We start from the raw sequence: 18,661 nt of genomic DNA, 5'->3' as shown, positions 1-18,661 counted from the left end.
GTGTCAGCAGAGGCAATGCCTTTGTTCCACATATAGATTGTAATTTGAGAGGGGAAAAAAAGATGAGAAGGTCTAAACAATTGATATTTGTAATCGCCATCGCTTTAATTGTCATGAGTCTTGTAGCGGCAGGCTGCAGTAACAACTCGGGTAACAATGGGAGTAAGGGCACGAATGAAGCAACGAATACAGCAACAAATGCCCCGGCTAAGAATGAAGAGAATTCTGATCCATCCGCTCTGGCGGAACTAAGCGGTCTGAACTTTAGCTGGTATATTCACTACGATTGGGCTGTACCGGAACCATGGGCTCAGGATCCTACATCCCAATGGATTAAGGAACAAAAAGGCGTCAATATCGAATACGTTCAATCCGGCGGCGCAGCAGGGCAGAAGTTCAACACGATGATTGTGTCAGACCAATTGCCAGATGTAATCACGTTGGATCGCAGCGCGGATATGGAGAAATTAGTTCAGGCAGGACAATTGGTTCCCATTAGCAAATACGTCGATAAATACCCGAATCTTAAAAAATGGGCAGGAGATAAAACGCTGGGATTGTTGAAATCTTCTGACGGCGAGCTGTACGGCTTTCCGAACTGGTATGGCGGCGCAAACGGGAATACAGGCTGGGCTGTAAACAAAGAAATTTACAAGGCGCTGGGTTCGCCTAAATTGGAAACCTACGAAGATCTTGAAGCTTATCTGAAGAAAGTGAAGGAAGCTTATCCGAATGTCATCCCGCTGGAAACCGGCGAGCTTTCCCCTGGCGGTATTATCCAGGCAGGCAATCTTATCTACTCAGGATATGGCGAGGAGAAGACGACATTCTTCCTAGATAACTTGAAAGCTTATCCTGAAAACAATCAATTCCAATCGATACTGAAAGATCCTGCGTTGTTAGATTCAGTGAAACAGCTGAACAAATTGTTCAATGAGAAGTTGATCACACAGGATGCTTTTACGCAAAAAAGTGATCAGCTCCAGGAAAAGTTAAAGACTGGCCGAGTAGCCGTAGTAGGACTAAATAATATCTTCCAGGTACAAGAAGGTCATGCCGTCTTGGCGGAAAAGAATGCTGACCATGGCTACCAGGTTATCCCGCCCCTTCATGGGAAAGGACTGGATCTAGCGAAGATTAAACCGGCAAATTTCTCAACGCTGGGTTGGAATGTGAGCGTCATTACGAAGAATGCCAAGGATCCCGAGAAAATCTTCGCCTTCATGGATTGGGCTACCTCGGAAGAAGGGCAGCAGTTGTTTACGTTCGGACCGAAAGGGTTGCTGTGGGATGAAGCGGACGCTGACGGCGTACCGATTCCTAATGACAAAGCGAAGACGATTACACAGGCGGATAAAGACAAGTTGAAGATTGGTTCCGGTAACTATTTTGCAAACTCCATATTGCATCAAAACCTGATTGATCTGAATGAAGAACGTTATGTAGAGAAGAAGCCAAGTCAATTTGACGGACCTTCCGCGATTAAGGTTCTGAAAGCAAGCTCCTATGATACTACTGAATTTGAGGGTATTCAGCCTATGCCGGACACAGATCTGGGAATCATCTATGGTCAAGTCAAAGATATTATGAAAGAGGCCTATGCTCGTGCTATTTTTGCAGATACCAGTGAACAAGCTGTTCAAATTATCAATAAAGCGCAAACTGATGCAGAAGCAGCAGGGTATGATCAAGTTCTGAAATACATGACGGACAAATGGCAAGAAAATTTGAAGAAAGTTAGCGGCTAAGTTAAAGTTGTACAAAAAGTAAAATGAGGGGGGTATACTTAGTATATCCTCCATTTTATTAGGATTTAAACCTTCGATAGGGTGATGACGAATGCTTAATGTGTTAATCGTAGACGATCAGCAACTTGAAATCACAGGATTACGCACCTTCATCCCTTGGGAACAGCTTAATCTGCAGCTAGTGGCTGAAGCCAATGACGGGTTTACCGCGCTGGATTATATTCAGGACATACCCCTGGATATTGTCATAACGGACATCAAGATGCCGATTATGTCCGGCTTAGAGTTGGCTAGAAGAACCAAACTGATCAAGCCCTCCATTATCTTTATCTTTATTAGCGGTTACGAGGATTTCGAGTATGCCAAGAAGGCTATACAATTCAGCGTAGAAGGATATATTCTGAAACCGATCGATTATAGCGAGCTTCTTGAGACGCTGGGTAATGCCGTCAAGCGAATTGAGAGGGAACGAGACTTTAATCTCTTAAAGGATCAATGGGGCGCAACAAGGCATATTGTCACGAACAATGCCATAAAACAACTGTTTGAGGGCGAATCTGACTTGGGTTATATCCATGAAATTAAGCAACGATACGATACTCAGTCCGCAATCCACTGGAGAGCGGCGGTTCTGGAATTAGATGACGTCGACCTACGGTTGGAATCGACTCAACCCGATGAGCATCAACAGTTGATCAAAACAACGATGTCCTATCTGACAACTTTTCTTCAGAAGGAGAATTATTTAAATGCGGTGTTGGAGAACAAGAGGCTGGGTGTATTAATTCCGGAGCAATCCAACCAGGCGACGATAGAGTGGCTTGAGCATCTCATTCAGGAGGTTGCCAAGCATTCCGCTTTTACAATCACCGTCGGACTCGGTAATCCGGTGCACGAGTTGGAAGCGATCAAAAAGTCTTATGAAGAAGCCAATCAAGCCTTGGGACAGAAAATGTTCAACGGCAAAGGAAGAGTGCTTCCCTTTTCAACGACTCAGTTTAATCTGGAATCCTCCCAACAAATACTGGGTTCTGCAGATGATCTTCTAACCCAGCTTTTTTACGCTATCCAAAACTATCAACTGGTTGATATATATGACCTGTTGGAGCAATTGGGAACTCTCATTCTGAAGCTGGAGAGCCGCAATTCAGTCTATCATTTCACGATCTATGTATTTGGAAAAGTGAATGATTTCCTGAACGAAAAGAATGAGAATATCTATGATTTGCTGGAGTGGGACTTTCACGATCTGGATATTATTTATCAATTCGAAACGGTGCAGGATCTTCGGGATTGGCTGAGGAAAAGGATGTTTCAAATCTCTGAATTGCTGCATAATAAATTGGCTAAACGGAATAAGAAGCTGATCGAAAAAGTAGAGTTGTATATTCTTGAACATTATGAAGAAGGGATTACACTCAAAGATTTAGCCAAGCATTTTCTATACTCGCCTAATCATCTGGGGCAAATGTTCAAGGAAGAAACTTCGATGCATTTTTCAGACTATATTTTGAACCTGAGACTGGATCGGGTGAAGCAGTTATTGGATGATCCTACCATGAAGATTTATGAGGCGGCGGACCGATTGGGATTTAAGAATATGACCCATTTTTACCGATTATTCAAAAAAAGGTTTGGATTCTCGCCCGGGGACTATCGAAAGAAGGGGTAATCATGAGCTTTCGCAATAAATTACTTATCGCCTTTTCTTCGCTTGTTCTCATCACGATTCTCGCAGTAGGTAATTTCTCATACAGAGTTTCTATCAATAGTTTGACCCAACAAACCGAAGAAAACACGAGACTGGTCATCCAACAGCTGCGCAGCAACCTTGAATTTAGAATTTCGGATATACAGCGAGTATCGGATTTCCTGTTCTGGGATGCAAGAACTCAAAAGCTGCTTAACAAGCGGCAGACTCCCCTTACTGCCTGGGAGGAATACACGGAATATTTGCAGCCTAAACTTGAATCCGCCTTGCAGCTCTCCACGCATACGATTCATATTAGTTTATATATAAATAATGAAAGCTTGCCCGAGATTTATTCCAAAGAGAGACGATCGGATTTAAGCCGTAAACAATACAGCATCTATCATAGTTCAAGACTTCAGAATCGGCCCTGGGATGACAAGGCAAAACTCAAGCAGGATCAATCCGAGTGGGGGCAGTTCTATAATGATGCGGACAACGGAGTCATCTCCGTCGTACGTCATCTTAAGGAAATCTCCAGGTTTCCTATAGAGAACCTGGGTGTTCTTCGAATCCAAGTCCCTATACATGAATTGTTCGATACGGACAATATGGAGAAGCCGGGCAACGATAGTGTTCTCATGATTCTCGACCATTCCGGAAATGTCGTATACAAGAGTGAACCCGAGGGCAAGGGGGCTGTCTCTCTGGAAACCTTGAAGAACAACCTTGCCTACTTGAAAGTAGAAGAGGAAATTCCGGTCATGCAAGGGAAGATGGTTCTATACGTCCCCATGCATGAAATGCATGCGGAGGCCAGAAAGCTGAAGATCGCAACACTGGTAGCTTGCTTGAGCAGTATGATCGTATTGATCATCATCGGAGCCTTTATTTCTCAATATTTCTCCAGAAGAGTGACGAAAATCGTGAGCGCGATAGACAGCTTCCATCAGGGCAATTACTTAAAGCGTATTCAGGTCAAGGACAAAGATGAATTCGCTAAAATCTCGGATTCCTTTAACCAAATGGCATCTACAATTAATCATTTAATTGAAGAGGTGTATGAGACCAAGCTAAGAAGCACCTCTGCCGAACTGTCCGCTCTGCAAGCTCAGATTAATCCGCATTTTCTCTATAATACGTTATCCGCGATCAGTACTTTAGGACAGCTGGGACAACCTGAACGGATGCATCAAATGATTATCAAGCTGAGTCAGTTTTACCGATTGACGTTGAACAACGGGAAATCCTTGATATCGATCGCCAAAGAGTTGGAGCAGGTTCAGCTTTATATTGAAATTCAGAGGATCAAGTATGACGATAAATTCAGTGTCATCTATGATGTAGAGCCGGACATTCTGTCGCAGTCATCCGTTAAATTAATTCTTCAACCTTTTATTGAGAATGCGTTAGAGCATGCCTGGTATAAGAATAATCGCTTGAATATAAGGATTACAGGCAGGCTGGACAACGGAATCATTGAATTCAAGATTATTGATGATGGAATCGGTATGGATAAGTACACGATTGAGCAACTGTCCCGATTGGGAGAGGAAGCGCTTGGGTACGGTATTCGCAACGTAGATGAACGAATTAAGCTTCAATATGGTTCCCAATACGGCGTTCATTTTCACAGTTATTTAGGTATGGGAACTACCATTCGAATTCAGTTTCCTTCAGGAGGCCTTACTTATGAAAACAATTCAACAAACTTATGATGTTGTTGTCTGCGGCGGAGGGCTTGCCGGCTTCTGCGCGGCGGTTGCATCGGCCAGACATGGAGCTCGCACCTGTCTCATTCAGGATCGACCCGTATTCGGCGGCAACAGTTCCTCGGAAATTCGTGTTACCCCGCACGGAGCGGCGAACTTCCACGCTTATGGGAGGGAAACGGGCATCATTTCAGAGCTGCTTATTGAAGAGCGCGCTGTCAATCATGAGAAGATTCGTGAGAATGGCTGGACTAACAGCGTGTGGGATATGGTTATGTATGATATGGCGGTAAGGACGCCTAACTTGACCTTTCATCTGAACACCTCCGTCCTAAGCGTTCAGATGGAGGGTGAGAAGATTCGTTCTGTACGAGCTGTAATAGCTAATGCGGAGACGGAACTTGAGATTCAAGGTGATTACTTTATTGACAGCACCGGAGATGGTATAGTTGCCGATCTGGCGGGATGTGAATGGCGTTGGGGCTCCGAGGGAAAAAAAGAATTCGGAGAGCCCCATGCTCCGCTTGAAGCGAGCTCTAATACAATGGGGAGTTCCATCCATTTTCGAGCCAAGGATATGGGACGCCCCGTGCCTTTCAAAGCGCCTTCCTGGGCTGTCCAACACGAAGACCCCGACTACTTTTATAAGCAAGGACGCACCTTTTACGACACGGAATCGGGCTTTTGGTGGATTGAAATCGGGATCCCCTGGAATACCGTCTATGATAATGAAACAATTCGGCATGAACTTACCAGGCATACGCTTGGCATATGGGACTGGATGAAGAATCATGACCCTGCGTTAAAAGAACAAACAGCGAACCTAGCATTGGATTGGATCGGTCAAGTCCCCGGTAAACGGGAGAGTAGGCGGATTCTTGGCCAATATTTCATGACGGAGCATGACATTCAGAATCGCACCGTGTTTCCAGATGAAATCGCCTATGGGGGATGGTTTGTGGATCTTCACACGCCTGGAGGCCTTCTCGCCGAAACGGCGGAGCCGGCAAGCGCCGAGGGTTATAGCGAGACCAGCGATTATGCCCAAAAGAGTTATTGCGGACCATACGGCATTCCATTCCGCATTATGGTTTCTAAAGACGTCCGCAATCTGATGATGGCGGGTCGTAATGTCAGTGTGACTCACGCCGCGCTAGGAACCGTCCGAGTGATGTCAACGACGGCGTTGATGGGGCAGGCAGCGGGTACAGGCTTGGCTTATGCGGTCAAGCATAAGCTGGATCTGGATGAGCTTACAGGTGCGAATGTAGTCAACATCCAGCAACATCTGCTTCGTGACGGCTGTTTCCTGCCTAATTACAAGAATGAAGATGACCATGATTTGGCGAGGACCGCAACAATCAGCGTGAGTTCTTCGGCCATGGTCCATGGTGTCGGACCTGAGAATCGAGATTACACGAATGGCTTCCGTTCGGCGGAGCAGCAGCAACTCCGTAAACAACAGGCTGAACCGCTTACGCATATGCGCGCACAATGGATTGCTATCGAGCAAGGAACCATCGATACGATCTCGATCTGTTTAAGTAATACGTCTGAGCAGCCTCAACGCATTCAGGCAAGCATTGTGCCTGTCGATCATATCTGGGATTACCGGGTAGAGACAGGTGAGGTGTATGCCCAGACGGAACTCATCGTACCTGTAGGTACGAAGCAATGGGTGGAGTGGAAGCTGAATTGGCATCATTCTTCGGCAGAACATCGCTATGTAAGGCTGCAGATTGAAGCGAATCCATCCGTGGAGTGGCATTCAGCCGGCACGGTTATTCCGGGGCACGTGTCCGCGTTTGACATGGGCGGGGGCAAAATGCGCCGCTACCTATCCGATGGCGGTACACTCAGTTACCGCATTACACCGGCTCAGTCATGTTTTGGCGGAGAGAATGTGGTCAGCGGTGTGACTCGCCCGCATCAATATACGAATGTATGGCTGTCTGATCCTTCGGATCCGGTTCCGCCTTTCATTGAGCTTCAATGGCAAGAAATGCAGACGATCCGTGAGGTTCAAACTGTTTTCCCCGGACATATATATCAGGAATATCATAAATATCAACCGTTCTATCGTGATCCGCAATGCCCTAAGGATTACATGATTGAAGCTTTCGTAGGAGATACCTGGACCACGCTAGTTCATATGGAAGGCAACTACCAGAGGTTGGTTCGACATACCCTTGAGCATCCCGTACAGACCGACCGTCTGCGCATAGTCATATTGGCCACGAACGGAGATCCTTCCGCGGGCGTGTATGAGGTGCGTTGTTATTAGAACAACCCTCCGAAGTAAAGTTTAAGATTACTTTACTTCGGAGGGTTATTTGTGCGTTAGTTTATCTTTCTCCGGCAAACTTCAAAGTAGATCGTTTCTCAAGTTCATCCCAGTTCGGCGTAGCGATCCCCGAAGCTCGTTTCAAACTCTCGAACGATTCATAGATGGCCATAATTTCCCCAAAAAATCCTTCCATCGACTTCATAAACGGCATCCGATGCAGGATTTTGAAACCATAGTATACAAGCTGTCTGTGTTGACGAATAGCACGAACTTGACCCGCCGGAATAACCGCAAATCCTAATTTCTCTAACACTTGAAATCCCTCGTCCATGGCCGAAAGGGCTTGCATTAACAGCTTTTTGTCTTTGGATACTTTAAGGAAATCATTGTTGTGCAGATAGCCTGCGGAATTCATGGCCGCAACGAGGACGACGTGACTCTTCAGCCAAGAATCGATATCTTCAAGATAAGTTAATTTATATTTACTATGACGGAAAGCGCGCTCCAGCATGGGCTTGAAGGGAATATCACCGTCAAGCGCGTCAAGCACCATTTGCCCTCCTCCGCGTATGCAGACCACACGACCGCCTGCTTCTCGAAGTCCGCCGCTGAGCTGAAAGCCGAAGATCACATGTTTCTTAACAGGGCTATGTTGTTCAATATAAGTCTGCATGCCGCGGGCGTCGACGTTATTTCCCACAAGTACGATGTTACTGCTCACATTTTCGGCCAAAATAGACAGTACAGAAGGAAAATCATTATATTTCATCACGACAAAAATAAGGTCATACCGCTCATCAGCCCGCAGTTCGTGAATGACTTTAACTTGATCGACCGTGGTTTTACGCTGGAAATAATGGCGGATGACAAGGCCGTCCCGCCTCAAGTCTTCCGCGCGCTTACCTCGGGCAAGTACCGTAACATCATTTCTTCCACGCACTAACGCATGAGCAAGATAACTGCCCAAAACGCCTGCGCCAAAAACTAATATGTTCAAAAGAGTACCCCCTATTCATATAAACAAATGTTGTTTTTTGAACAAGTGTCCAATATAATTAGGATATCAGCTTAGTCAACTCCAATCAATCGTTAAATGTATGGATTTTGTTGATTATTCAACAGATTACTCCCAAATGTCTACTAAGTTGAAGAACAGGAGAATGACCTTGGACCGAAGAATTAAAAAAAACCAGGAAGCTATAATGAACGCGTTGATTGGTTTGATGGCGGAGAAAGATTTTGAGAAAATCACGATTAATGAAATCGCGGAGCGCGCGGATGTCAACCGGGGAACGATCTACTCTCACTATGCGGATAAATATGATCTGTTGGATAAATGCTTGCAAACTCATATGGAACAGTTAGTTCAGAGTTGCTCGCCCGCCGATGAAACTGGTTTGTATCCCGCTAGAGACACCTTGCTGCGCACGTTCCAACTGATGGAACAGAATGCGCTCTTCTACACCACACTCCTTACGAACAAAGGCGTTCCTTCCTTCAGAAACCATTTGCAAGCGCTGATGATCAGGGGAATTCACGAGCAAATCGATCAAAGTCATATGGACTTGGGTGAATTGCAAAAGGATATTCTAGCGCAGTTTCTAAGTTCAGCGACAGTCGGTGTGATCGAGTGGTGGTTTGTTCAGAAGATGCCTTGCTCGGCCAAAGACATGACAGACCAGTTGTGGAAACTTCTTGAGCTACATCAGATGTTACCGCAAGGAAAATTAAATTAGGAGGATGTTAAAGGATGCTCCAATCGATAGTACATATCGCGCTGGTGGTACAAGATTACGATGACGCCATAGCATTTTATACGAAGAAACTGAATTTCACTTTAGTCGAAGATACCTACCAACCCGAACAAGATAAACGATGGGTGGTCGTAGCTCCTCCTGGTTCCACCGGCACCACCATACTGCTTGCCAAGGCATCTAAGCCCGAACAAGAACCGTTCATAGGTAACCAGTCTGGCGGACGAGTGTTTCTGTTTCTAAACACAGATGATTTCTGGCGGGACTATAATGAAATGGTCTCCAGAGGTATTAAATTTGTACGCGAACCCAAAGAACAATCGTATGGAATGGTAGCGGTATTTAAAGATCTATATGGGAACCTGTGGGATTTGCTGCAGTTAAATGATGACCATCCCCTAATGATGAGAGCCAAGTAAATAAAGACATGACTGACCAACTGTAAGAAGCCCGCCTCGTCATACGAGCCCAGGCTTCTTATTTTATTCTGCGAAAATGCCTATCCATCAGGTGTTGATTCACGGAATTCCTGCGGGGAGACGCCATAATATTTCTTGAACAATTTACTGAAATAGGGCGGGTTTTGATAGCCTACCTCGATGCAGATCTGATAGATCCGGGCGTCGGTTTCTTTAAGTAAATAAGCTGACATTTCCATTTTCAGTCGAATGATATAATCACTTAGATTTTCACCGGTTTTTGCTTTAAACATTCGGGATAAATATACAGGATGCATATGAACATGGTCAGCTATCGCTTGAAGGGTCACATCCATGGATAAGTTATGGGTTACATATTGTTGAATTTGCATTACCGTATTGCTTTTCGCATCAATCCAATCCCGGTTCAGATCCTCATAAAGTTGTTCGGAAACGTTAGAAGTCCAATTCTTTAGCTGGCGAATACTCAAAAAAGGTTTGCGTGCAATCAGCAATTCGTAATCACTGCCAATTAAATCTTCGAGTAATTTTCCGTTCTTATGAGCGGCATAAGTGAAGGCAGCGCCAAAGTGGAGGAAAACTTCTAACAGATGTTCCTGAGAATCGGCCCAATGCTCCTCAAGCTCTTTAATGATCGTATCTATTTTGGATAATGTCAGCTCTTTTTGTCCTATATCGAACAGTTGCATTAATGAAGGGGGTTCGTATAGGCTGCGGAGTGATTTCACTTGCGTACTCAAGCTGTTATCGGTCAAGGTCAGAAAAATTTCGCGGTCATTACCGACATTGCGCCTAACGGTAGTAATGGATGCCTGATATAGACCAGGCACATCGTGAGGAAAGGATCCCCACGGACTGACAATCAGAGAAATTTTCCCTTTGAGGAACGTGTTTACATTCTTCTGAAGCTTAAGCCCCATCTCCTCTAATAATACGGAATATTTACTGGTACCATGGCCGGAATCCCCATTCGTTGGGTCCTTGTGTTGGACAAGGACAATCAAATAGTCATAAACGTCTCGTGTGGTCAGCACATGGAAATGTTCTCGCAACGTTTCTTCCGTAATATTTAAGATAGCGTATTCATATAGCGAGAGACTTCCTTGATCGAACCCTTGAAAACCTTCCTCCAATCGAATGACTAGCAATGCAAAAGGATCATCGTTACGCAAGAACAGGTTCATAAGTTCCAACTTGTTTTCAAGCTCGGAGAATCCGATCTTCTTGCCTTTAATCAGATCATGAAGAAACTGGGAACGCATAAGCGGCACTTGTTGTTTCAACGCGTCAAATACCTTCTGATGTGAAAACTGCAGCTGCAATTCTTCTTGAAGTTGGTTCATCATCCGCCTAACCGCATTCAAGATGTCCTCATCGCTTGCCGGCTTAATAACAAACTCGGTTACTTGGGAAGACATAGCTTTCTTCGCATATTCGAAATCGGCATACCCCGAATGTATAATGCATTTAATTCGGCTGTTTGTTTTTCTGATCTCCTCGATGAGCTCAAGTCCGCTAAACTCCGGCATGCGTATATCCGTAATTACAATATCAATAGGGTGTGTATCCAATAACTGAAGGGCCTCTTGACCCGAGTATGCGCGATAAACCTGGTTAATATGAAGCTCATCCCAAGGCAGCAGTTCGGCTAATGAGTCGGCAATCAGCCGCTCGTCATCTACAATTAATAGTTGAATCATATTTCTTTCATTCCTCCAATTCGCGGATAGTCCAGTATAGGACAAACTTTAAACCGCCATATTCAGAAGACTCGATGGAAACACCTGCTTCGGCGCCATATTGAAGAATAAGCCTTTGTGTAACATTCCAAAGTCCGCAGACATTGGTATCATCACTCGGATTCAAGATCAAGGCAAGCAGCTCCTGCTGTTCAGCAGCCTCCATTCCGACACCGTTATCCTCCACCGTAATTTGAAAGAACCCATTGTCGTTCCCAGCCATTATCTTAATAAATCCGGGTTGATTTCGCTTGGAGATCCCATGAATAATCGCATTTTCCACGACAGGTTGAAGAAGCAGCCTCGGAAGCTCCAGACTGTCCATGGACGGAGGAAGAATCAGTTCGTAGTTCATTCCATACATGCGTAGTTTGTGTATTTCCAAATAGCTCTTGATGAGCTTCATTTCCTCACCCAGCGTAGTCATATCTTTGCCCAACCTGGTAGCAGAGCGATAATATGTTCCCAGATGCAGAGTCATCGAAATGACCGCGTCCACATCGTGTTTTCTGGCGCTATATTGGATGAAATTGAGGCTATTGTACAAGAAGTGCGGATCAATCTGGGATTGCAGCTGTTTAAGGGTGGCTTCCTGCAGCCGTATTTTGGATTCATAAACGGTCTCAATTAACCCCTTAATTTGCATGGCCATCGTATTAAATTGAGTAATAAGGAAGTGAAATTCATTCTTCGCATGATAGGAGATCTGAGCAGAGAAGTCCCCTCTGGCTATTGCGCGAGCGCTAGTCATCAGCTTCAATATAGGAATTTGTACATTTCGGTAAATAAAGAATGAAAAAGCCAGACCCAACACAACAAGAATACATACAGACCCTGTGAAGATTTGGCCGGATCGTTTAATGGGCGCCAGCGCCTCATCCAGAGGGACGTAGTCGATAAGGTACCATCCCAAATCGTTGGACAACTGATACGTTATAACGTACTTGTTATCTTGCATCACGATCGTTTCATTGCCGGAAGTCTTCAACCATTGATCTGTCATGTGCTCCACCAGCGTGTGGATGAGCGGCACATTGGATGAAGTATTCACAATGGGTTTCTCACCTGGTTTAAATAAGAAGGGATCATGCACACTCCCCTTATGCTTAAACTGATCAAGCTTCTTTACCAGCTCATAAACCGGAAAAGTAATTTCAGTAATGAGCTGATCGGATAATAAGTCTAGACTGGCTGAAAGAGGGGGCTCGACAAAATGACGAATAAAGTAAGGTTGACCGTATCTGTAATCTTCGGGAAGACGCTGCCAGTCCTTTTTTAAGTTTTTGGTCAAAAAAGCGGCATCATAGGTAACATTTCCTGTAGTCGAAATAGCGTCCTTCGTCATGGGTGAATACACAGCAAATTGGTTGGTCCATGGCATGGATGAGCTGTTTAGATTTAATTTCTCAAGAATATTCGTTACGATAATCAGCTTCTCATAGGGTTGCTGAAACGACTCATAATTCATATAGGATTTGACAACCTTGTCACGTCCCATGCCGAGAGCGAACGTGGACATTTGATTAATGGTTGTATCAATCTGACTCGTCAAGAGGGATAGATAGGTTTCACTTGACCGCATAATTTCATTGCGCACCACCTTGTTGCTGGTTTGGTTCGAATAGTAATTTAAAGCTAGCAACGGCAGCAGCAGCATCAGTAGCAGCAAGTTAATTTTGAGAAATGTGCTTAACGTATTGAATCTCTCCAGCATAAGATTTCTCCTGACTATGGGTGTAGTGGCGAATTATTCTAAATGCTAGACCAAATATATCGCTAAGTAAATACTTTTGAGAATTGGTTAAGATAACATACCTGAAGTTAAATTCCTCTACTACTAGTCTGACGCCTGACAGTGTTACTCTAAATAAACAGATAACTTGCAAGTGTAAAGCTGAGTTAGGGGAGAAGGAGGATGAGGATGGGACTCAGAAGGAACGCGGTACTCTACTGGATGCTGCTACCGGGCATCATACTGACAATTGTTTTTCAATACTTACCAATGGCTGGATTGGTCATTGCTTTCCAGGATTTCAAGCCATGGCTTGGTTTTGCCAAATCCCCCTGGGTTGGATGGGATAACTTCCAGACGGCCTTTCAACGGGAAGATAGTTTGCAGGTGGTATGGAACACCTTATTTATCGCAACTGCCAAAATTATTGTCAACTTAGCGGTTCCTGTAGTTTTTGCCTTATTGCTGAATGAGATCCGACATGTTGGATTTAAGAAGGCTGTTCAGACACTGGTCTATCTGCCGCATTTCCTGTCCTGGGTCGTCTTTGGAGGAATTGTAAGCGATTTATTGTCCTCGCAGGGGCTGATCAATACCGTTTTACTTCCTTCGCTAGGGCTGAATCCAATCCTATTTCTGGCGGATGGATATTGGTTTCGATTCATTGTCATCGTCTCCGATAATTGGAAGGAATTCGGATTCGCTACAATCGTATTTCTAGCCGCTTTATCGAATGTTGACCCTTCACTGTACGAGGCTGCGGAGGTGGACGGCGCCAATCGATGGCAACAAACGTTGACGGTCACAATACCAGCGCTGATTCCTATTGTTATTGTAGTGGGCACCTTAGCGATGAGCTCCGTGCTAAACGCCGGCTTTGACCAGATCTTCAATCTATATAATCCATTAGTCTACGATAAAGGAGATATTATAGACACGTTCGTCTATCGGATTGGATTATTGAACAGTCAGTTCGGTCTGGGAACCGCTATTGGATTATTCAAATCTGCCGTAGGCTTCATCATGATCATGATCGCCTATACGCTGGCTTCCCGCTTTGCCAACTATCGCATATTCTAGGAGGTTCCATATGTACTACAAGTCAAGATCGTATCGCGTATTCTACATCTTGAACGTCATCCTTCTCAGCTTGATTTCGATTAGCTGTATACTGCCCTTATTTCATGTATTAGCCTTATCATTCAGCAGCGGGCTGGCTGTGAGCGCGAACTTGGTAACCTTCTGGCCGGTGGAATTCACCTTCGATTCCTATAATAGAACGTTTGGAGATGCCGATTTTTTGAGAGCTTTTTATTCGTCCATCTTACGCGTGTTCCTTGGTGTTAGCATCGGAATTACGGTTACTGTGCTTACTGCGTATCCATTGTCGAAGATGGAGTCTCTGAAAGGCGGGAGAGCCATTACATGGTTTTTCGTGTTCACGATGCTCTTTCATGGTGGTTTAATCCCTTCCTATATCCTCATCCAACAGCTGAACCTGATGAATACGATCTGGGCTTTAGTGCTGCCGGGAGCTTTAGGGGTGTATAATATGATCCTTATGTTGAATTTCTTTCGGGCCATTCCGAAGGAAATGGAGGAAGCAAGTTTAATCGATGGCGCCGGTCATTTCACTACACTGCTTCGTGTGTATTTACCGATATCGATGCCGTCGATTGCTACTATCGTTTTATTCGTCATGGTGGGTCACTGGAATGCTTGGTTTGATGGTTTGATTTATATGCAAAAAGAGAATTGGCCGATGAGCACATTGTTACAAACGATGATCAAGGTGCCGGACCTAAGCGCCAAAACGGTGTCGGATACGGATATCGCGGATCTGACGGAACGTACATTGAAAGCGGCCAAAATCTTTATCGGGACGCTTCCCATCCTTCTTGTATATCCTTTTCTCCAGCGATATTTTGTGAAAGGGATTGTACTTGGGGCGGTCAAAGGATAGATCCATAACAGTTAAGAAAGCGCAATCAAAATTTGAGAGGGGTAAGATGCAATGAAACACAAATGGATGAAACTACCTGCAATCCTGTTAGTGACCGCACTACTTACAGCAGCATGTTCCACAGGCGGCGGCAATGAACAACCGTCTTTAGCACCAACAGAAACGAACGAGGGTTTCAGCAAAGGGAAATATGATCCGCCGATTACGTTAACGACGATTGGCTCTGTAGGCGCTACCCACAGATTCAAAAACGGCGAGACCTTGGAAAACAATGTGCATACCCAATGGGCTAAAGAAAAGCTTGGCATTGATATCAAGTATAAATGGGTAACCTCCGGTGACCAATTCCCAACGAAGCTAAGACTGGATTTATCGGCAAATGAAAAGATGCCGGATGTCATGAGTATTTCAGATCCCCAGCTGTTAAGCGATTTGATAGAATCAGGTAAGTTTATGGATATCACCAGCGCGTTCGAACAATACGCTTCCCCTAAAGTTAAACAAATATATAGTCAAGATCCCTTGTACTGGGCACAAGTTAGTAAAGACGGGAAGCGATACGGAATTCCGATGCTTTCCAAGGCTCAGCAGAATGATCCGTTGCTCTGGATTCGCACCGATTGGCTGCAACAAATGAAGATGGAACCGCCTAAGACGCTTGATGATTTGGAAAAGATCATGGATGGTATGCTTAAGACCGATTTTGGCACGGGAAAGGTAAGTCCCCCTCTGGCGATCAGTATCAAGGATGCGAATATGCCGTTTGTACAATGGCGTGGAGACGCAAGCTGGATTTTCGGCGGGTATGGGGTTATCCCGCATTATTGGAACAAATGGAACGGTGACAAACTGGAGTACGGTTCTGTTCAACCGGAGATGAAACAGGCGCTGGCTAAGATGCAGGATTGGTATAAGAAAGGGTATCTCTCCCCGGATGTAGGGTTGATCGATGTAGGAAAGAGCGATGACACGTTCCGGAATCAGAAGTCGGGTATTATGACCGGACCTACCTTCCAATCGATAGCCGTAAGAAACTTTTTGAAGAAGAACAATCCAAGCGCTGTTGCTAAACCGTTTCCGATTCCCGCAGGTCCTTCCGGACAACCAGGACTTAGGAGTTCAACCATCCCGGGCGGCGCGTTCTTAATTAACAAAGACTTTAAACATATTGACGCCTTCTTCCTCTACCTAAACAAAATGTATGAACTAGGCGACCCTGCGAAAGGCAGTGAATTTGAGAACGGCTTTGCTGAAGGTTATGACTACGTTATTAAGGATGGTAAAGCAAGCTCGGTAGAGGAAGACTTTCCGGACAAGACAAGAATAAACGTAACTACATATTTTTTGGGTGGTCAATCCTATGTGGATCCCGAACTTGAACTGAATTCGTATATAAAGCTGTACAACGGTGAGAAGCCTTCAACACCCTATGAGTCGAGATTATATAACGCCATCCCTGAAGCAGAGCGCGGTAATCCTAAAGAGGTAATTGAATGGCAGGCAGCATACCACACGTTACAACAAAAGGATAGAACGATGGCAAACCTGTTCCTGGGTCCTCCAACCCCGACGATGAAGTCCAAATGGGAATCTTTAATTAAGATGGAAAGTGAGACGTTCCTGAAGATTGTGTACGATAAAGCTTCGATTGATGAATTTGATGCGTTTGTGACGAAGTGGAACAAAATGGGCGGCGACAAGATTACAGAGGAAGTCAATGCTTGGTATGATTCCGCGGTAGGTAAATAAGCTCATGAACATATCAGATAAGTTTCCTGTATATAACGATTACGCACCTTCTATTCCGATTCACTGTGTAACCCCTGATGAAGGAAGGGTGATTCATCGATTTTTTGATACCTCCCCATTCAGTCCCTCAGGCCGTTATCTTGGGCTGTTCCGAATGCCTTTCGAAGATCGGAACCCTGAGCCGGGGGAGCAGGGAGAGATCATCATCGTCGATCTGTGGGAGGGGGATGAACGTGTAGCGGCCGCAACGAGCGGATGGGAGAGCCAGGTGGGCGCTAATGTGCAATGGGGCGTAAGCGATGAGGAGCTTTATTATAATGACGTTGATGTAAACTCATGGCAAGCTTGCGGGATCAAGCTGAATCCGTTTACCGGGGAAAGAAAAATTCTGGATTACGGGATCTTCATGATTTCGCCAGACGGCAGAACGGCAGCCACCACGTGCCCGTCTCGGGCTAGGAGGACTCAAGTCGGTTACGGGGTGATGCTGCCGGAAGATCAAGTTCCGGTAAATATAGGAGCGCCGGAGGATGACGGTCTTTATGTGACGGATACTGAAACCGGTAGAGGCCGGCTGCTTGTGTCCATTCGAACGATGCTGGAAGAGCTTCACAATAAGGGCAAGCTCCACTTGGATGACTATATGGAAGGAGAGAACTACGGTTTCCAGTGCAAGTGGAATCCTCAGGGAACCCGGTTACTGTTCGTGTTGCGTTCGTTTAACAAGGACAGAACCATCCGGAAGAATCATGTCATCACGATGAAGAGCGACGGAACAGATATTCACTTGGCCATCCCTTCCTATGTGTGGGCTAAGGGAGGCCATCATATCAACTGGACGCCGGACGGAGAGCACTTAACGATGAATCTGAACATCGACGGCCAAGGACTGCGGTTCGTGAAAGTTCAATATGATGGGGAAGGTTTGCGCAAGCTTCTGGACGAGGTTGAGGGCTCCGGTCACCCAACGATGCATCCGGATGGCATTCATCTGTTGACCGATGCTTATTTAGAAGATACGGTCGCTTTTGGCGACAACACAGTGCCGATTCGTTTAATTAATATTAAGAGCGGTTATGACAGGCTGCTTGCGCGCGTGCCCACACAACAGCCATTTGACTTCACACTTCGCGTAGATCCACACCCGGCTTGGGATCGAACTTACACACGGTTTGCATTCAACGCCTACGTGGGAGGTACCCGAAGAGTATTTGTGGCGGATGTCAGCGGTATTGTGGGAGGCAAAAAGCAATCATAGGTATTCTGGTTACAAGTCGCGCTAAGTGGAGCGCGGCTTTTTTGTAAGGTTAAAAAAAAATATAAATATTCATTTACAGGAATATTCCTTATGTGGTATGTTTGGTTCAGAAAGAAATTCACTTCATCGACTGGTGGAGACTAAACCTAATAAGGAGTGTTTATTACAATGAGAAAACAAACAATTTTGTACTGGATTTTTACTTCGATCGTTATTTTGCTGATGGGGGTAGGTTCGATTCCAAATATTATATCCAGCCCTCAATCGGTAGAGCTAATGGAACATTTGGGATATCAGCCTTATCTTCTGCCGTTCCTGGGTGTAGCTAAATTGCTCGGTGTGCTGGCGATTCTAATACCGGGTTACCCTCGCATTAAAGAATGGGCCTATGCCGGTTTCGTGTTTGATCTGACGGGCGCGATGTATTCAACGATAGCTGTTGGAGATATTAATGGAGGATTAATCGTGTTTATCGTAGGGTATATTGCCGTTGCAGGCTCTTATATTTACTACCACAAGCGGCTGAAAGCTAGCTCAACACAATTTGAGGCTAATGTCGGCTTGAACCTAGCTGCTAAATAACCGCAAG

14 protein-coding genes are annotated in these 18,661 nt (G+C 45.1%); 11 read left to right on the top strand and 3 right to left on the bottom strand.

The genetic code is table 11. From position 1 onward, the window contains the following. Positions 1 to 62 precede the first annotated feature (62 nt). The 4 genes from SY83_RS01435 to SY83_RS01420 all read left to right on the top strand — a co-directional run bounded on the left by SY83_RS01435 (position 63) and on the right by SY83_RS01420 (position 7,434). Positions 63 to 1,748: an extracellular solute-binding protein gene (locus tag SY83_RS01435; protein WP_068603566.1), complete on the top strand. Its 1,686-nt coding sequence runs from the start codon at positions 63 to 65 to the stop codon at positions 1,746 to 1,748. 91 nt (positions 1,749 to 1,839) lie between these two features. After that, positions 1,840 to 3,420, top strand: a complete 1,581-nt coding sequence (locus tag SY83_RS01430) for a helix-turn-helix domain-containing protein (protein WP_068603564.1) — start codon at positions 1,840 to 1,842, stop codon at positions 3,418 to 3,420. Positions 3,421 to 3,422: 2 nt separating this feature from the next. Further along, the gene (locus tag SY83_RS01425) at positions 3,423 to 5,156 is read left to right on the top strand and encodes a sensor histidine kinase (protein WP_068603562.1); all 1,734 of its coding nucleotides are present in this window, start codon (positions 3,423 to 3,425) and stop codon (positions 5,154 to 5,156) included. Beyond that, positions 5,131 to 7,434 (top strand): FAD-dependent oxidoreductase, encoded by a 2,304-nt coding sequence (locus SY83_RS01420; protein ID WP_068603560.1) that lies wholly within the window; start codon positions 5,131 to 5,133, stop codon positions 7,432 to 7,434. Before SY83_RS01425 ends, SY83_RS01420 begins: the two co-directional genes overlap by 26 nt. A 61-nt stretch (positions 7,435 to 7,495) precedes the next feature. On the opposite strand, the gene SY83_RS01415 is transcribed toward SY83_RS01420, so the two are convergent. Beyond that, positions 7,496 to 8,434 (bottom strand): ketopantoate reductase family protein, encoded by a 939-nt coding sequence (locus SY83_RS01415; protein ID WP_068603559.1) that lies wholly within the window; start codon positions 8,432 to 8,434, stop codon positions 7,496 to 7,498. A 169-nt stretch (positions 8,435 to 8,603) separates the two neighbouring features. Here SY83_RS01415 and SY83_RS01410 point away from each other — a divergent pair, with 169 nt between their 5' ends. Both SY83_RS01410 and SY83_RS01405 read left to right on the top strand, forming a co-directional pair. Then, complete coding sequence (locus SY83_RS01410; RefSeq protein WP_068603557.1) at positions 8,604 to 9,173, top strand: TetR/AcrR family transcriptional regulator; 570 nt, start codon at positions 8,604 to 8,606, stop codon at positions 9,171 to 9,173. A gap of 14 nt (positions 9,174 to 9,187) precedes the next feature. Next, complete coding sequence (locus tag SY83_RS01405; protein ID WP_068603554.1) at positions 9,188 to 9,610, top strand: VOC family protein; 423 nt, start codon at positions 9,188 to 9,190, stop codon at positions 9,608 to 9,610. 80 nt (positions 9,611 to 9,690) lie between these two features. Here the strand turns inward: SY83_RS01405 and SY83_RS01400 are convergent, their stop codons facing one another. Further along, positions 9,691 to 11,331 (bottom strand): response regulator, encoded by a 1,641-nt coding sequence (locus SY83_RS01400; RefSeq protein ID WP_068603552.1) that lies wholly within the window; start codon positions 11,329 to 11,331, stop codon positions 9,691 to 9,693. 7 nt (positions 11,332 to 11,338) lie between these two features. Then, positions 11,339 to 13,084 carry a sensor histidine kinase gene (locus SY83_RS01395; protein ID WP_068603551.1) on the bottom strand — a complete coding sequence of 582 codons (1,746 nt, stop codon included), beginning with the start codon at positions 13,082 to 13,084 and terminating at the stop codon, positions 11,339 to 11,341. Positions 13,085 to 13,291: 207 nt separating this feature from the next. Here SY83_RS01395 and SY83_RS01390 point away from each other — a divergent pair, with 207 nt between their 5' ends. The 5 genes from SY83_RS01390 to SY83_RS01370 all read left to right on the top strand — a co-directional run bounded on the left by SY83_RS01390 (position 13,292) and on the right by SY83_RS01370 (position 18,654). Further along, positions 13,292 to 14,182 (top strand): ABC transporter permease, encoded by an 891-nt coding sequence (locus SY83_RS01390; protein ID WP_082882244.1) that lies wholly within the window; start codon positions 13,292 to 13,294, stop codon positions 14,180 to 14,182. A gap of 10 nt (positions 14,183 to 14,192) precedes the next feature. Beyond that, the gene (locus SY83_RS01385; RefSeq protein WP_068603547.1) at positions 14,193 to 15,065 is read left to right on the top strand and encodes a carbohydrate ABC transporter permease; all 873 of its coding nucleotides are present in this window, start codon (positions 14,193 to 14,195) and stop codon (positions 15,063 to 15,065) included. 51 nt (positions 15,066 to 15,116) lie between these two features. After that, the gene (locus tag SY83_RS01380) at positions 15,117 to 16,814 is read left to right on the top strand and encodes a type 2 periplasmic-binding domain-containing protein (protein WP_068603545.1); all 1,698 of its coding nucleotides are present in this window, start codon (positions 15,117 to 15,119) and stop codon (positions 16,812 to 16,814) included. 4 nt (positions 16,815 to 16,818) lie between these two features. Then, a complete protein-coding gene (locus tag SY83_RS01375; protein WP_068603543.1) occupies positions 16,819 to 18,072 on the top strand; it encodes a TolB-like translocation protein in 1,254 nt (417 codons plus the stop codon). Between the two features lie 168 nt (positions 18,073 to 18,240). Continuing rightward, positions 18,241 to 18,654, top strand: coding sequence for a DoxX family protein (locus SY83_RS01370; RefSeq protein ID WP_068603542.1), 414 nt, complete (start codon positions 18,241 to 18,243; stop codon positions 18,652 to 18,654). Positions 18,655 to 18,661: the final 7 nt, after the last annotated feature.

Source organism: Paenibacillus swuensis (assembly GCF_001644605.1).
Lineage (GTDB): Bacteria > Bacillota > Bacilli > Paenibacillales > DY6 > Paenibacillus_N > Paenibacillus_N swuensis.
This window is presented reverse-complemented; position numbering and strand designations above follow the sequence as displayed.

What these genes read in the sequence shown, in the direction of transcription:
- SY83_RS01435 (WP_068603566.1), top strand. Translation starts at nt 63, where the DNA reads ATGAGAAGGTCTAAACAATTGATATTTGTAATCGCCATCGCTTTAATT.
- SY83_RS01430 (WP_068603564.1), top strand. Translation starts at nt 1,840, where the DNA reads ATGCTTAATGTGTTAATCGTAGACGATCAGCAACTTGAAATCACAGGA.
- SY83_RS01425 (WP_068603562.1), top strand. Translation starts at nt 3,423, where the DNA reads ATGAGCTTTCGCAATAAATTACTTATCGCCTTTTCTTCGCTTGTTCTC.
- SY83_RS01420 (WP_068603560.1), top strand. Translation starts at nt 5,131, where the DNA reads ATGAAAACAATTCAACAAACTTATGATGTTGTTGTCTGCGGCGGAGGG.
- SY83_RS01405 (WP_068603554.1), top strand. Translation starts at nt 9,188, where the DNA reads ATGCTCCAATCGATAGTACATATCGCGCTGGTGGTACAAGATTACGAT.
- SY83_RS01400 (WP_068603552.1), bottom strand. Translation starts at nt 11,331, where the DNA reads ATGATTCAACTATTAATTGTAGATGACGAGCGGCTGATTGCCGACTCA.
- SY83_RS01395 (WP_068603551.1), bottom strand. Translation starts at nt 13,084, where the DNA reads ATGCTGGAGAGATTCAATACGTTAAGCACATTTCTCAAAATTAACTTG.
- SY83_RS01390 (WP_082882244.1), top strand. Translation starts at nt 13,292, where the DNA reads ATGGGACTCAGAAGGAACGCGGTACTCTACTGGATGCTGCTACCGGGC.
- SY83_RS01385 (WP_068603547.1), top strand. Translation starts at nt 14,193, where the DNA reads ATGTACTACAAGTCAAGATCGTATCGCGTATTCTACATCTTGAACGTC.
- SY83_RS01380 (WP_068603545.1), top strand. Translation starts at nt 15,117, where the DNA reads ATGAAACACAAATGGATGAAACTACCTGCAATCCTGTTAGTGACCGCA.
- SY83_RS01375 (WP_068603543.1), top strand. Translation starts at nt 16,819, where the DNA reads ATGAACATATCAGATAAGTTTCCTGTATATAACGATTACGCACCTTCT.
- SY83_RS01370 (WP_068603542.1), top strand. Translation starts at nt 18,241, where the DNA reads ATGAGAAAACAAACAATTTTGTACTGGATTTTTACTTCGATCGTTATT.